Genomic DNA, 14070 nt, shown 5'->3' with positions numbered 1-14070 from the left:
AAAGGTGAATGTTCCTTTTGGGATTTTTCGTTACTGGTTCTTTTTGCGTTTCTTATTATTTTGTCGTTCTGCAGCAGTTAAGTTTTCATTTGCAAACTCTTCGTTATAACCAGCACCTTGTCCTTGTGCAGATGCCGCATTCATTCCTGAAATAGTATGATTTGCTTTTCTTTTACCCATTTTATTTCACCTCTATAACTTTTTTTGTAAGTTGAATGATGAGCAGTTCATAGTATGTATGAACTGTAAGTAAAGCGCTAATAGAGCACTTTACTTTATGGTAATAGTATTCATAAGGAGCATGAACACTATTCAAATTTAGAAACATAAAGAAAACTTATGATAATCTATAAGTTTCTTATTATTTACTTATTTAGAAAGTTGTAATAAGATATTATCGTAAGGTATTGAAAAGTTTGTCTACATTTTATATTCAGACAACTTAGTCACGTTTAACAGGGGGGAAACATAATGGTCAAACATAATCCATTTCAATCACGCGCAACTTTTGAAGTAGATGGAAAAACGTATCATTATTATGATTTGAAAGCGCTTGAAAACGCAGGGGTTGGCAACGTATCTCAATTACCATATTCCGTGAAAGTTTTACTTGAATCAGTACTTCGTCAAGTAGACGGACGTGTAATTACAGAAGAGCATGTTACAAATTTAGCGAAATGGGGAACGAAAGATGTGCAAGATATCGATGTTCCATTTAAACCATCTCGTGTAATTTTACAAGATTTCACTGGTGTTCCAGCTGTTGTTGATTTGGCTTCGCTTCGTAAAGCAATGGCAGACATGGGTGGGGATCCTGATAAAATTAATCCAGAAATTACTGTAGACCTTGTAATTGATCACTCTGTACAGGTTGATAGAGCGGGTACGGCAGACGCGCTTGCATTCAACATGGACTTAGAGTTTAAACGTAATGAAGAACGTTATAAATTTTTAAGCTGGGCACAAAAATCATTTGATAACTATCGTGCAGTTCCACCAGCTACAGGTATTGTACACCAAGTAAACCTTGAATATTTAGCACCAGTTGTTCATGCTGTGAAAAATGCGGAAGGTGACTTAGTTGCATATCCAGATTCATTAGTTGGAACAGACTCACATACAACAATGATTAACGGTATCGGTGTTCTTGGATGGGGCGTTGGTGGTATTGAAGCAGAAGCAGGAATGCTTGGACAGCCTTCATACTTCCCAGTACCTGAAGTAATCGGTGTGAAATTAACTGGTACACTTCCAAGTGGTACTACAGCAACTGACGTTGCATTAAAAGTAACGCAAGTATTACGTCAAAAAGGTGTAGTTGGTAAATTCGTTGAGTTCTTCGGTAATGGACTAAAGAGCATGCCTTTAGCTGACCGTGCAACAATTTCAAACATGGCACCAGAATACGGCGCAACTTGTGGATTCTTCCCAATCGATGATATTTCATTAGAATACTTACGTTTAACAGGTAGAGATGAAGAGCAAATTCGAGTTGTTGAAGAATACTGTAAAGCAAACGGTTTATTCTATACAGCAGACAGCAAAGATCCAATTTACACTGATCTTGTTGAAATTGATTTAAATACAATTGAATCTAACCTTTCTGGACCGAAACGCCCACAAGATTTAATTCCACTTTCAGATATGAAAGATGCGTTCCACAAAGCTGTTGTAGCACCAGTTGGAACACAAGGACTTGGATTTAATGAGCAAGAGTTCGATAAAGAGGTGAAGGTTACATTAGAAGATAAAGAAGTAACGATGAAAACAGGTGCAATTGCAATCGCTGCAATTACAAGCTGTACAAATACATCAAACCCGTACGTATTAATTGGAGCAGGTCTAGTTGCGAAGAAAGCAATTGAAAAAGGACTTAAAGTACCTGAATACGTAAAAACATCATTAGCACCAGGATCTAAAGTTGTTACAGAGTACTTAGATAAGTCTGGTTTAACAACATATTTAGATCAATTAGGTTTCCAAACAGTTGGTTACGGCTGTACGACTTGTATCGGTAACTCTGGTCCATTAGCGCCAGAATTAGAAGAAGCAATCGCAGCAAACGACTTATTAGTAACATCTGTTTTATCTGGTAACCGTAACTTTGAAGGTCGTATTCATCCACTTGTAAAAGCGAACTACTTAGCATCACCACCACTTGTTGTGGCATATGCACTTGCAGGTACTGTTGATATTGACCTGAAAAATGATGAAATCGGTAAAGATGCAAATGGCAATGCTGTTTACTTCAACGATATTTGGCCATCAGCTAAAGAAATTGAAGATGTAGTTCAAAGCGTTGTTACATCTGAACTATTCAAAAAAGAATATGCACAAGTATTTAATAGCAATGAGCGTTGGAATGAAATCCAAACTTCAAATGAAGCTTTATATACTTGGGATAATGATTCAACATACATTCAAAATCCACCATTCTTTGAAGGTTTATCTAAAGAGCCAGGTGAAGTTGAAACGTTATCAGGCTTACGCGTAGTTGGTAAATTTGGTGACTCTGTAACGACAGACCATATTTCACCAGCAGGTTCAATCGGTAAGCATACACCAGCTGGACGCTACTTATTAGAAAACGGCGTACAACCAGTTGACTTTAACTCTTACGGTTCTCGTCGTGGTAACCATGAAGTGATGATGCGTGGTACATTCGCGAACATCCGTATTAAAAACCAAATTGCACCAGGCACAGAAGGCGGATATACAACATACTGGCCAACTGGTGAAGTAACATCAATCTATGATGCTGCTATGAAATATAAAGAAGACGGCACAGGCCTTCTAGTTGTTGCAGGTAAAGATTACGGTATGGGAAGTTCTCGTGACTGGGCTGCAAAAGGTACAAACTTATTAGGTATTAAAGCAGTAATCGCAGAAAGCTTCGAGCGTATTCACCGCAGTAACTTAGTGTTAATGGGCGTATTACCGCTTCAATTTAAAGATGGTGAAAGCGCTGAAACATTAGGTCTTGTTGGTAACGAGTCATTTGAAATTCAAATCGACAAAACAGTTAAACCACGCGATCTTGTAAAAGTAGTTGCAACTGATGCAGATGGCAACGAAAAACAATTTGAAGTAGTAGCTCGTTTCGATAGTGAAGTAGAAATTGACTACTACCGTCACGGTGGTATTCTGCAAATGGTTCTTCGTGAGAAAATCGAAGAGTCTAAAGTGTCAAACTAAACAATTGAAATGAATGATAAGGAAGCTAACAACTGTTAGCTTCCTTATTTTATGGAAAGGGATGAAACCAAATGGTTTCATCCCTTTCTTTTTACTATAAAAAATGGAGGGGATATTATGAAAGAATATAAAAGAATTTTGTTACCGTTACAGAAAGAAAAAATATTAGTAATAGCAGCAGTATGCAGTGGGATTTTTGCAGCTATTTTAAATCTATCCCGTCCGCTATTCATGGGACTAATTGTAGATAACCTAATTCAACGAGAGCTGAAGGGAGCGTATTTTTACATTACTTTGTTTACAGTTAGCCGCTTGTTGATGTGGGTGAACAATCTTTCATTTGATTATGTAAGCTCAAAAGCAAGTCAACGAATATTGCAAAAGAAGCGTATAGATGTATTGCGCCATTTTTTCTTATTACCATTTGAAGAGAGTGAGAAAATCAAACAAGGAGAGTTAGAAACGTTAGTTGTGTCTGATATTCCAAACTGGGTCAGATTATATGGTTCTATATTAATAGAATATATACATGCCATTGCACAATTTATAGGTGCGTTCATAGCACTACAACATATAGATATACAGTTTATATTGTGGGTAACTCCGTTTTTATTTTTAAGTGCAACGGTTCCGATATTGATGGGGAAAAAGGTAAGAAATATTGCAAGTATTGCTCAAAACAATCAGTCAACTGTTGTAGAGATGGTGTCACAGTTTGTAAAAGGAGTACAAGATTTGCGTAGTTTACAAAAAGAAAAATGGGCCATTCGCTTATTTAAGAGAGTAACAGCACAATCTTATAAAACAGAAGTAAAGAAGACGATGATGCAACATTGCATTGGGGTAGTTGGAACGGTGATGGAAACAGGAGCATATATCGTTGTTCTCATTGTAGGTGTGCAAAAAATAATGAAGGGGGAAATAGAAGTTGGTTCACTTGTTGCAGTGTTAGCGACAATTGAAATGCTCTTTTTCCCTGTCCGTTATGTGGGCGATTTATTAATGATGACACAAGTTGCAATTGCTTCGGCAAATAGAGTTTTTTCCTTTTTAGATAAACGAGTGGCAAATAGTAATGTAGAAAGAGCGATGGGGATGACATTAACAAATGTTTCATTTCAGGAGAATGATGAAGAGAAATGCAGAATTTATAATATTGATTTGCAAATTAAACCTGGTGAACTCATTATGATTGTAGGAGAAAGTGGTGCAGGAAAAACAACGCTTTTAAAATTAATGGCAGGCTTGTATAAACCATCTAACGGTAGCGTTGCTTATTATGGAAATGAGGCTCGATTGACTACAGTGTGGCAAGAACCACGTTTTTTTCGGACGACAGTAAAAGAGAATATGTATTTCGGTGAAGAGTATATAGAACACCAGTTAGAAAAAAATATTGAACTTGTAAATGGAACATCAATTATTAGGGACTTGCCTGAAGGGATTCAAACTGTATTACATAAAAGTGGTGAAGAGTTTTCGGGAGGAGAAAGGAAACGTCTTGCATTACTGCGAGCAATTGTTTCAAATCCAAATCTTATTATTTTAGATGAACCGACTGCCGGATTAGATCCGAGCAATCAAGAAATTGTTTGGAATATGATAGAAGGGCTGGGAGGCGAGGTCACGAGAATTGTGGCTACGCATGATGTAGAGAAAGTAATACTAGCAGATCGCGTTGTCATCATGAAAGAAGGAAGTATTGTAGCATGTGGAAGTCCTGAAAAATTAATAAATAGTCATTCATTTTTTAAGAGATGTGAATAAAGATAAGAGCAATGCTCTAATCTTTATTCACCGTCATTTAGTTAATACTCGATAGATTCGGAGTGATTTAGATCAACGTTAAAAGTAGCAGTCATAAGGAAAGTGGCAATTCCAAGAATTAAGAAAAGGACGAATGAGACTAGAGAAACGTAGAGACAAATACGCCCTACTTTCTTTTTTTCAAGATCGTTACTAAAGAGTGAAATGATCCATGTAATAATACCGATTGGGTATAAAAGAAAACTAAGAATATATAATGTTATTTTTTCGAATGAATTCATAAAAAATCCCCCTTTTGTTGAAGTTTATATAACTACGAAAGTAAAAAGGTGAATAGGTCCATAAGAAAATAAACAACACTGCATTTATTTTTCTAATTATATGATAAAAAGGAAAAAAATGCACTTTAAATAAGAATATTCTAATTATTTCGACTGTGAATATTTCCAAGCTTGTCCGTATAAGCTAAAATAAGGTATATAGTATTTGAGTGATTAAGTTATAAGAAGATAAATACGTTAGGGTGATATAAAATGTGGAGGAAGCTTACGATTATTGTAGTGTTACTTTGTTTAGCGGGATATGCAGCTTATGAACAGTTTGGTAAAAACGATCAGGTAGTGCAAGGGGAGCAAACAAAAAGTGAAGCTGCTATGAAAGAAATGATTGCAAGTAATGGTATTGAAATAGGGAAGAGTGCGCCAGACTTTGAATTAACGAAGTTAGATGGAACGAATGTAAAGTTATCAGATTTAAAAGGAAAGAAAGCGATTTTAAACTTTTGGGCAACGTGGTGTGGGCCTTGTCAGCAAGAAATGCCAGATATGGAGGCTTTCTATAAAGAACATAAAGAAAATGTAGAAATTTTAGCAATAAATTATACGCCTTCAGAAAAAGGCGGGGGGATAGAAAAGGTAAGTAATTTTGCTAAGGAAAAAGGAATTACTTTTCCTATTTTATTGGATAAGAACATTGATGTAACAACAGCGTATAAAGTCATTACGATCCCAACTTCGTATTTTATAGATACAAAAGGTGTCATTCAAGATAAGTTTATTGGGCCGATGACGCAAAAAGAGATGGAGAAACGGATTGCCAAATTAAAATAACAGTGAAAAGGTAGAGATGAAATATAATCATTTCTGCCTTTTCTTTTTCACGTAGTGATAACTGCATGGTATGATAAAAGAAATATAAACGTTGAAAGATAAAGGAGTGTATTTGGAGTGGGGAATATATCCTTACCGTTAGATTATGTTGTAATTGACTTTGAAACAACAGGATTTAATCCTTATAATGATAAGATCATTCAAGTGGCAGCAGTGAAATATCGTAATCATGAACTAGTAGATCAATTTGTTTCCTATGTGAATCCGGAGCGTCCAATTCCGGACCGAATAACGAGTTTAACAGGTATTACAAATTATCGTGTTTCGGATGCACCGACGATTGAAGAAGTGTTACCTTTATTTTTAGCATTTTTACATACAAATGTAATTGTCGCTCATAATGCATCTTTTGATATGCGCTTTTTGAAAAGTAATGTGAATATGCTTGGTTTACCGGAACCACAAAATAAAGTGATTGATACTGTGTTTCTAGCAAAGAAATATATGAAGCACGCGCCTAATCATAAACTTGAAACGTTAAAGCGAATGCTTGGAATTCGTTTAAGTTCTCATAATGCATTTGATGATTGTATTACTTGTGCAGCAGTTTATCAAAAATGTGCCTTTATTGAAGAAGAGGCGAAAAGGAAATCGAATACAGAAGTACTTGATGAAACAGCAGTATATGAAGCGGTAAAAGAGATACTTGTACGAAATAAACGTGATATTGAATGGATTCGTTGCATGAATGTAGGAAGCTATTTAGATATAAAAGCTTTTTATCCAGTTATGAGATTAAAGGTAAAAGGGCGAAAGAAATACGTATTAACAGACATATTAGAAGATGATGTGAAAGAAATATGTACGAGTTTAGCCTGTGAACCGGCGTTAAAAAGTGAAGTTGGTAACACGAGAATTATGCTTAATAGCTTAGAGGACGTCCTGAAATTAGAAAGTTATATTTTAGAACAGTATGATTTTGTATTGCAAGCGCTGCATGATTATAAACAAAGTGAAATGAATGCAGATGAAAAACTAAAAGAATATTTGAATATTATGGTGTAAAAAACTCCGTGTACATTTTACTGTACACGGAGTTTTTTTAGGAGTACTAAAACATAAAATTTTCTTGCAAATCTGATTAAATAGTTTTTCCTTTGCTCATACTATGTAATAAGAAAGCGAAGGAGAGAGGGTGAACAGCATGAGAAGAAGTCGCCGTAAATCGTTTGACGAGCTTGTGAAAGAAAATAAACAACAATTATTAAGCGATCGCGATGCAATCGATCGCATTGAAGAGCGTATTGAAAAACGTTATGAAATGAAACTTTTTAAGCAAACTGAATAATTCTTAACACTAGTACGATACTACTGTTAAGGAGGCGATAGTAATGGGTAATCCGAAAAAGAATTCAAAAGACTTTGCACCGAATCATATTGGAACACAATCAAAAAAAGCTGGTGGCAATAAAGGAAAGCAAATGCAAGACCAAACGGGCAAACAACCGATTGTTGATAACGGTTAAAGAAAAGGAGAATATTGTATTCTCCTTTTTTATGTATAAATTTGAGGGAAGATAGGTAATTTAAGATGGTGTGTATATACAATATTAGGAGGAAAGTACATGCCAAATCCAGATAATCGAAGTGATAACGCTGAAAAGTTACAAGAAATGGTGCAAAATACAATTGATAACTTTAATGAAGCAAAAGAAACAGCGGAGCTTTCTAATGAAAAAGACCGTTCTGCTATTGAAGCAAAAAATCAAAGGCGTTTAGAAAGTATTGACTCATTAAAAAGTGAAATCAAAGATGAATCTTAACAGAATGTACAAAAAGGGCTGACTTTTGTCAGCCCTTTTTCGTAATTGTAAAGTTTTCAACGAGTAAACGCCAATTTTGTGGAAATGGCAAGCCAATCTTCCAATAACTAATACCGCCAATGCCTTGTTCTTTCATTAAATTGAATTTACTTTGAATAGATCTCGCATCTTCAAACCAAACTTCGTGTTGTACACCGTTTTCGTCAAAGTAATTGAAATGTGGAGCTTGAGCTGTGAAATCATAGCGGATAGGAACATTGTATTTACGAGCAAGTGCAACAGCTGCAACAGAGCTAACTGCTTTTGCTGGTGGGTTTCCTTGTTTGAACGGAAGTTTCCAATCGAATCCGTATAAATTTTGCCCCATCATAATTTTTTGAGGAGGCATTTGAGATTTTGCGTATTGAAGTACTTCTTTTACAGGGCCGATAGGAGAGATTGCCATCGGTGGTCCGCCCTGCCATCCCCAGTCATATGTCATAATGACGACGAAATCAACAATTTGTCCTTGTGCTTTATAATCGTGAGCTTCGAAAAATTTTCCCTTTTGATTGGAACTTGTTTTCGGTACAAGCGTTGTACTTAATGTGTATCCGTTAGGTAAGCGTGTTTTCACATTTCGTAAAAAACGATTATACGCTTCGCGATCTTCGGGTGCAACACTCTCAAAATCGAAATGAATATCTCGCATACCGTACTTCTCAGCAGTTTGCAAAATATTTGTAATAAATTTGTTTTGGATTGTTGCGTCCCGTAAAATAACGGATGTTAGATCGGCACTGAAATTTCCGTTTTCGATGTTCGTAATAACGAGCATAGGGATGGTATTACCTTGCGTTGCAATATTAGCGATTTTAGCTGTTTCAGTTGGTTCTTTTAACGTACCATCTCTTTTTGCCTCGAAGCTGAAGTAAGCTAAGTATGTTAAAAATGGATTAATAGCACGTGTAGCATTAACTAAACTTTCTTTAATAGGTATAGTGGAAGGTTGTAAATAAGCGATGGATTCTACTGCACGTTTCGTCCCTTTCGGTATATATAATTGCTGTCCAACGTGGAGAATGGATTTTAAAGATAAGTTATTCACTTTAGCTAAACTAGCGAGAGGAACGTTATATGTTTGAGAGATTCGATATAGGCTATCGCCAGGCTGTACATAATAATTATTCCCTTTCGTATTCACGATCAGTGCCTGACCAACAACGAGTGTTTCAGCTGGATTTAATCCATTGTCTTTTACTATCTCGTCAGGTGTTGATCCATATTTTGATGCCAAGCTATATACGCTATCACCGCTACGAACCGTTACAATTTGAATCATATGCTTGCTCCTTTCGGTAAAAGATTCACTGTTTTTATTTTATTTTTGATTTCACTGTATTATGATTAAATGTATGCAAGGTAGCAGAAGTGAAAGAAGGCGAATATATATGTTTGTAGCAGAACATGAAGTTGAAATCCGTTATGCGGAAACAGATCAAATGGGTGTTGTTTACCATTCAAACTATTTAGTGTGGCTTGAATTAGGTCGCACGAAACTTATACAAGATTTAGGGTTTTCATATGTTGAAATGGAGAAAGAAGGAATTATTTCTCCTGTGTTAGATTTGCAAATTTCTTATCGTAAAGCAATGCGTTACGGGGAAAAAGCAATTGTAAAAACGTGGGTTGATACAGTGAGCCCGCTTCGCGTTGTATATGGATATGAAATATATAATGGTGAAGGTGAACTTTGTATTACGGCAAGTACGACAAATATTTGTGCGAAAAAAGAAGGGTTCAGGCCCGTATCATTTAAAAAGTTCTATCCAGAGTGGTATGCGAAATATGAGGAAATTAAGAAAAAATAAAAAAGCGTGGCGGAAGCCACGTTTTTTTATTTTTCATAATTAAATTGCGGGAAATCATCACCGTCGTTAAATGTAACAGATAAATTATGTCCATCGAAGAACCATTCATCATCGCTTTCAATAAAGAAGTTAATACCTTCTTCTTGAATTTGAACAGCAGGATGTGCAGGATCATCTTTACGAATACCTAAAGAAAGTCCTTTTTGCACAGTACTACAACCGCCATATTGTACGAAAAGGCGCAGTGTTTCACCCGATTGTAAGTTTAATTCGTTTTTATACCATTGTGCTGCTTCTTTTGTTACGGAAAGATTCATGTATAGTTCCTCCAAATTATGTTGCTTTTTCTTTAGTATAAAAAATAACGCAAAAAGACGCTATTAATATGCTTCACGTTTTCTTTTTGCGTTATGTGGGTTACGATCTTATTTTTGCTTTTTTGAAAAGTTTGCTTTCGGTTCAGTTTTATTTATAATTCGTCCAATATTTGCACGGTGTTTATAAATAACCATACCTGCTAATAAACACATCGCAATAATGAAGATTTTATCCCCGCTAACAATTGATGCGATAACGGCAACGACAGCTGTTACCATAGAAGAAAGTGATACGTATCTTGTTGTAAATAAAAGGCTGAAAAAGACAACAGCTAAAATTGCAAAAACAACTGGTGAGTAGCATAATAGCACGCCAGCAGAAGTTGCAACTGCTTTACCACCACGGAATTTCGCGAAAATCGGATACACATGTCCAAGAACAGCTGCTAATCCGAACCATAGTGGATGAATGTCTAACGCGAAAATAATCGGTAGACTCGTTGCTAATGTACCTTTTAAAATGTCAGCAATTGTAACGATAAAACCTGCTTTTTTCCCTAGTGTGCGGAATGTATTTGTTCCGCCTAAATTACCGCTTCCGTGCTCACGAATGTCAATTCCATAACCAATCTTTCCAACGACTAGTGCAAATGGAATGGAGCCAAGTAAGTAGGCAACGATAAATAAAAGATATGTAGTAACCATAAGTTCAGTCTCCTTTATTCAAATGTGTTGATAAAGGGTAAAAAGAGTTTTTCCCGTATATTGTACCATACATTTGTAAAGAGCACATTTCTTTTTTGTAAATGAAAAATTCATTATTTCGTGCAAAAAATTTCACAGGAATGTTACATTTCTCACAGAAACACTAAGACTATATGTAGTAACATTTTAATCAAAAGACAACAACATATTGGTGGAGGGTTATAAATGTTACAAAAAAATACACGTGGAGAAGAATTAATGAGAGTATTTGAGACAATAGTCCACGGCAATGAACAAGATTTAATGCAAGAAAATGCAAATGTAGACGGCCGCTCTCCGATGGGAGTAATGGGAACGTTCGCATCTGAGAGTGCGAAATATTACGCTGTTGAAAATTTATTGTCAGATTCAGTGAAAAAAGCGATAAATGAAAATATATTATATCCGCATGACTTAGATTTTTATGCGACTGGAACGACAACTTGTTCGCAAATTCCGTTAGCGCAAATGCTTGCGAACGGTTTTCATACCGGACATGGACATATGAGACAACCGCAAGACATTAAAAGTGCATTAGCTCTTTCATCTATTATTTTTCAAGCGAATCAAAATATGCAGCACGGTGGTCAATCGTTTGCACTCTTTGATGTTGATTTAGCTCCATATGTGAGAAAAACAGTAGAGAGACATAAGAAACGATTACAGTCATATCCGCTTACGAAAGAACAAATAGAAGAATTTGCGTGGAAAGAAACAGAAAATGATACGTATCAGGCGTGTGAAGCTTTTATTCATAATTCAAATAGTATGCATAGTAGGGGCGGGGGACAAGTACCGTTTATTTCTATTAATTATGGAACAGACACATCGAAAGAAGGAAGACTTTTAATTAAACAACTTTTAAAAGCGACACAAGCTGGTCTTGGTAAAGGGGAAACACCAATTTTTCCTATTCAAATTTTTAAAATGAAAAAAGGTGTGAATTTTGAAGAAAGTGATCCGAACTATGATTTATTTGAATTAGCGTTAGAGACAACGGCTGAACGATTATTCCCTAACTTTTCATTTTTAGATGCGCCATTTAATGCTGTGCATTATGATGGAAGACCGGAAAGTGAAGTATGTTACATGGGATGTCGTACTCGTGTTATGTCTAACATACATGGAGAAGAAACGGCGATTGGAAGAGGGAATTTATCATTTACGTCCATTAACTTAGTGAAATTAGCACTCATTAGTGGTTCACAAGAAGCGTTTTTTGAAGCGTTAAATTATTACTTAGATGTAGGAATCCAGCAATTATTAGAGAGATTTGAGTATCAATGTACGAAACGAGCAAGAGATTTTCGATTTTTATATTCACAAGGTGTATGGCGCGGTGGAGAAAAGTTACAGCCTGAAGATTCTGTAGCATCGATTTTAAAGCAAGGGACGTTAAGTCTTGGTTTTATCGGTCTTGCGGAGTGTTTAGTAGCTTTAACAGGAAAGCATCACGGAGAAGATGAAGAATCATGGAAACTCGGATATGAAATTATTTCCTTTATGAGAGATAGAATGGATAAAGCGACAGAAGAACATGAACTGAATTTCTCAGTCATTGCAACTCCTGCAGAAGGGTTATCAGGGAAGTTTGTGAAAAAGGATAGGGAAGAATTTGGCGCGATTAGCGGTATAACTAATCATAATTACTATACGAATTCATTCCATATTCCAGTTTATTATAACATGCAAGCGATAAATAAAATTCGTTTAGAAGGCCCGTTCCACGCTCTATGTAACGGGGGACATATTACGTATATTGAACTAGATGGAGCAGCAATGCATAACAAGAAGGCATTAAAACAAATTGTACAAGCGATGGCAGAGAATGGCGTTGGATACGGTTCAATTAATCACCCTGTTGACCGTTGTAAGTGCTGTAGTTATCACGGAGTTATTGGAAATGAATGTCCGAGCTGCGGAAATGAAGATGAGGCTAACATAGAAAGAATTCGCCGTATAACAGGTTATCTTGTAGGAGATATGTCGAAGTGGAATAGTGCGAAACGTAGTGAAGAGATGGATCGGGTGAAGCATAAATGAAAGTGATGAACATCATTCATGATAGTGTAGTAGATGGAGAAGGGTTGCGGACAGTCGTGTTTTTTGCGGGCTGTCCGCATCGTTGTTTCGGTTGCCATAATCCAAAATCGTGGAATATTTGTAATGGAACTGAAATGACAGTAGAAGAAATTGTGAAAGAGATTGCAAGTAATCCATTAACTGATGTAACATTTTCAGGTGGAGATCCATTTTTTCAAGCTGCTGAAGTGAAACAAGTAGCAAGAGCAGTGAAAGATTTGAAAAAAAATTTATGGATGTATACAGGTTATACGTTAGAAGAGATACAGAGTTCTCAAAATAATGATATGATAGAGTTGTTACATTATGGGGATGTTTTAGTCGATGGAAGATTTGAAATCGAGAAAAAAGATTTAACACTTCCATTTCGCGGAAGCTCCAATCAACGTATTATTCGATTGAAAGAGTAAAAAGGCGGGATAGATTATATGAATAAAACAGTATTACTTGTTGAAGATGAAAGAAGATTACGTGAAATTGTTAGCGATTATTTTCGCAATGAAGGCTTTGAAGTAATCGAAGCAGAAGACGGAAAAAAAGCGTTAGAATTATTTGCAGAGCATGAAATTGATTTAATTATGTTAGATATTATGTTACCAGAAATAGATGGATGGTCTGTTTGTAGACGAATTAGAAAAGAATCAGCAGTACCAATTATTATGCTAACAGCACGTTCGGATGAGGATGATACATTACTAGGGTTCGAATTAGGTGCAGATGAGTATGTAACGAAACCTTTCAGCCCGAAAGTGTTAGTAGCTCGCGCGAAGACGTTACTGAAACGTGCGGATGGCGTGGTAGGGGTAGCTGAAGAAAATGCTATGTCTTTAGCTGGAATAGAAGTGAATCGTCTATCTAGAACTGTTTTAGTAGATGGAGAAGAAATTATATTAACACATAAAGAATTTGAACTTCTCGTTTATTTAATGGAGAACAAAGGAATTGTGTTGTCACGTCAACATTTATTAGATCAGTTATGGGGATATGACTATTACGGTGATGACCGAACTGTTGATACTCATATTAAAAAACTACGAAATAAGCTAGGAGATAAAGCGAAGCATATCGGTACTGTTATTCGTGTTGGTTATAAATTTGAAGAATAATTTGGAACGTATTGTGTGCTTCAGTCTAGGAAAATAACAATTTTATATCCTCTTTTGCAGGTGGAATGTACAAAAAA

At 35.9% G+C, this 14070-nt stretch carries 16 protein-coding genes; 11 read left to right on the top strand and 5 right to left on the bottom strand.

Annotation, left to right across the window (positions count from 1 at the left end; genetic code table 11):
- Positions 1-30: 30 nt before the first annotated feature.
- Positions 31-180 carry a small acid-soluble spore protein SspO gene (gene sspO / locus NLJ82_RS17090; protein WP_000518051.1) on the bottom strand — a complete coding sequence of 50 codons (150 nt, stop codon included), beginning with the start codon at positions 178-180 and terminating at the stop codon, positions 31-33.
- 291 nt (positions 181-471) lie between these two features.
- On the opposite strand from sspO, the gene acnA reads away from it, so the two are divergent.
- Together acnA and NLJ82_RS17080 are read left to right on the top strand one after the other, a co-directional pair.
- Positions 472-3195 carry an aconitate hydratase AcnA gene (gene acnA, locus NLJ82_RS17085; protein ID WP_000238560.1) on the top strand — a complete coding sequence of 908 codons (2724 nt, stop codon included), beginning with the start codon at positions 472-474 and terminating at the stop codon, positions 3193-3195.
- 51 nt (positions 3196-3246) lie between these two features.
- Complete coding sequence (locus tag NLJ82_RS17080; RefSeq protein ID WP_002028147.1) at positions 3247-4962, top strand: ABC transporter ATP-binding protein; 1716 nt, start codon at positions 3247-3249, stop codon at positions 4960-4962.
- A gap of 41 nt (positions 4963-5003) precedes the next feature.
- Here the strand turns inward: NLJ82_RS17080 and NLJ82_RS17075 are convergent, their stop codons facing one another.
- The gene (locus tag NLJ82_RS17075; RefSeq protein WP_001083878.1) at positions 5004-5243 is read right to left on the bottom strand and encodes a hypothetical protein; all 240 of its coding nucleotides are present in this window, start codon (positions 5241-5243) and stop codon (positions 5004-5006) included.
- Between the two features lie 252 nt (positions 5244-5495).
- Here NLJ82_RS17075 and NLJ82_RS17070 point away from each other — a divergent pair, with 252 nt between their 5' ends.
- From NLJ82_RS17070 to tlp, 5 genes are all read left to right on the top strand, one after another.
- A complete protein-coding gene (locus tag NLJ82_RS17070; RefSeq protein ID WP_000269070.1) occupies positions 5496-6071 on the top strand; it encodes a TlpA family protein disulfide reductase in 576 nt (191 codons plus the stop codon).
- A gap of 117 nt (positions 6072-6188) precedes the next feature.
- Positions 6189-7136 carry a 3'-5' exonuclease gene (locus tag NLJ82_RS17065; RefSeq protein ID WP_000526908.1) on the top strand — a complete coding sequence of 316 codons (948 nt, stop codon included), beginning with the start codon at positions 6189-6191 and terminating at the stop codon, positions 7134-7136.
- Positions 7137-7275: 139 nt separating this feature from the next.
- Positions 7276-7419 (top strand): FbpB family small basic protein, encoded by a 144-nt coding sequence (locus NLJ82_RS17060; RefSeq protein WP_254754528.1) that lies wholly within the window; start codon positions 7276-7278, stop codon positions 7417-7419.
- A gap of 43 nt (positions 7420-7462) precedes the next feature.
- Positions 7463-7597: an acid-soluble spore protein SspN gene (gene sspN / locus NLJ82_RS17055; protein ID WP_000527987.1), complete on the top strand. Its 135-nt coding sequence runs from the start codon at positions 7463-7465 to the stop codon at positions 7595-7597.
- 99 nt (positions 7598-7696) lie between these two features.
- The gene (tlp, locus tag NLJ82_RS17050) at positions 7697-7894 is read left to right on the top strand and encodes a small acid-soluble spore protein Tlp (protein ID WP_001133509.1); all 198 of its coding nucleotides are present in this window, start codon (positions 7697-7699) and stop codon (positions 7892-7894) included.
- A 28-nt stretch (positions 7895-7922) separates the two neighbouring features.
- Here the strand turns inward: tlp and NLJ82_RS17045 are convergent, their stop codons facing one another.
- Entirely contained in the window at positions 7923-9215 is a 1293-nt protein-coding gene (locus NLJ82_RS17045; protein WP_000614837.1) for a glycoside hydrolase family 18 protein, read from the bottom strand.
- 109 nt (positions 9216-9324) lie between these two features.
- Between NLJ82_RS17045 and NLJ82_RS17040 the strand changes: the two genes are divergently transcribed.
- The gene (locus NLJ82_RS17040; protein ID WP_000495815.1) at positions 9325-9744 is read left to right on the top strand and encodes an acyl-CoA thioesterase; all 420 of its coding nucleotides are present in this window, start codon (positions 9325-9327) and stop codon (positions 9742-9744) included.
- A gap of 26 nt (positions 9745-9770) precedes the next feature.
- Here the strand turns inward: NLJ82_RS17040 and NLJ82_RS17035 are convergent, their stop codons facing one another.
- Together NLJ82_RS17035 and plsY are read right to left on the bottom strand one after the other, a co-directional pair.
- Entirely contained in the window at positions 9771-10061 is a 291-nt protein-coding gene (locus tag NLJ82_RS17035; RefSeq protein WP_001054446.1) for a HesB/YadR/YfhF family protein, read from the bottom strand.
- A 108-nt stretch (positions 10062-10169) separates the two neighbouring features.
- The gene (plsY, locus tag NLJ82_RS17030; RefSeq protein ID WP_000258965.1) at positions 10170-10766 is read right to left on the bottom strand and encodes a glycerol-3-phosphate 1-O-acyltransferase PlsY; all 597 of its coding nucleotides are present in this window, start codon (positions 10764-10766) and stop codon (positions 10170-10172) included.
- A 225-nt stretch (positions 10767-10991) separates the two neighbouring features.
- Here plsY and NLJ82_RS17025 point away from each other — a divergent pair, with 225 nt between their 5' ends.
- The 3 genes from NLJ82_RS17025 to NLJ82_RS17015 are packed head-to-tail and all read left to right on the top strand — an operon-like array spanning position 10992 to position 13993.
- Positions 10992-12848 (top strand): anaerobic ribonucleoside triphosphate reductase, encoded by a 1857-nt coding sequence (locus NLJ82_RS17025; protein ID WP_000939613.1) that lies wholly within the window; start codon positions 10992-10994, stop codon positions 12846-12848.
- On the top strand, positions 12845-13297 hold the full coding sequence (gene nrdG, locus NLJ82_RS17020; RefSeq protein WP_000867064.1) for an anaerobic ribonucleoside-triphosphate reductase activating protein: 453 nt from the start codon (positions 12845-12847) through the stop codon (positions 13295-13297). The genes NLJ82_RS17025 and nrdG overlap by 4 nt, the downstream gene beginning before the upstream one ends.
- Before the next feature lie 18 nt (positions 13298-13315).
- Positions 13316-13993 (top strand): response regulator transcription factor, encoded by a 678-nt coding sequence (locus tag NLJ82_RS17015; RefSeq protein ID WP_001044683.1) that lies wholly within the window; start codon positions 13316-13318, stop codon positions 13991-13993.
- The last annotated feature ends 77 nt before the right edge of the window (positions 13994-14070 follow it).

It is taken from the genome of Bacillus paranthracis, from assembly GCF_024296885.1.
Taxonomy (GTDB): Bacteria; Bacillota; Bacilli; order Bacillales; family Bacillaceae_G; genus Bacillus_A; species Bacillus_A paranthracis.
This window is presented reverse-complemented; position numbering and strand designations above follow the sequence as displayed.

Bases quoted from the DNA above. Each gene is read 5' to 3' on its own strand.
- sspO (WP_000518051.1), bottom strand. From the start codon at position 180: ATGGGTAAAAGAAAAGCAAATCATACTATTTCAGGAATGAATGCGGCA.
- acnA (WP_000238560.1), top strand. From the start codon at position 472: ATGGTCAAACATAATCCATTTCAATCACGCGCAACTTTTGAAGTAGAT.
- NLJ82_RS17080 (WP_002028147.1), top strand. From the start codon at position 3,247: ATGGAAAGGGATGAAACCAAATGGTTTCATCCCTTTCTTTTTACTATA.
- NLJ82_RS17075 (WP_001083878.1), bottom strand. From the start codon at position 5,243: ATGAATTCATTCGAAAAAATAACATTATATATTCTTAGTTTTCTTTTA.
- NLJ82_RS17070 (WP_000269070.1), top strand. From the start codon at position 5,496: ATGTGGAGGAAGCTTACGATTATTGTAGTGTTACTTTGTTTAGCGGGA.
- NLJ82_RS17060 (WP_254754528.1), top strand. From the start codon at position 7,276: ATGAGAAGAAGTCGCCGTAAATCGTTTGACGAGCTTGTGAAAGAAAAT.
- sspN (WP_000527987.1), top strand. From the start codon at position 7,463: ATGGGTAATCCGAAAAAGAATTCAAAAGACTTTGCACCGAATCATATT.
- tlp (WP_001133509.1), top strand. From the start codon at position 7,697: ATGCCAAATCCAGATAATCGAAGTGATAACGCTGAAAAGTTACAAGAA.
- NLJ82_RS17045 (WP_000614837.1), bottom strand. From the start codon at position 9,215: ATGATTCAAATTGTAACGGTTCGTAGCGGTGATAGCGTATATAGCTTG.
- NLJ82_RS17040 (WP_000495815.1), top strand. From the start codon at position 9,325: ATGTTTGTAGCAGAACATGAAGTTGAAATCCGTTATGCGGAAACAGAT.
- NLJ82_RS17035 (WP_001054446.1), bottom strand. From the start codon at position 10,061: ATGAATCTTTCCGTAACAAAAGAAGCAGCACAATGGTATAAAAACGAA.
- plsY (WP_000258965.1), bottom strand. From the start codon at position 10,766: ATGGTTACTACATATCTTTTATTTATCGTTGCCTACTTACTTGGCTCC.
- NLJ82_RS17025 (WP_000939613.1), top strand. From the start codon at position 10,992: ATGTTACAAAAAAATACACGTGGAGAAGAATTAATGAGAGTATTTGAG.
- nrdG (WP_000867064.1), top strand. From the start codon at position 12,845: ATGAAAGTGATGAACATCATTCATGATAGTGTAGTAGATGGAGAAGGG.
- NLJ82_RS17015 (WP_001044683.1), top strand. From the start codon at position 13,316: ATGAATAAAACAGTATTACTTGTTGAAGATGAAAGAAGATTACGTGAA.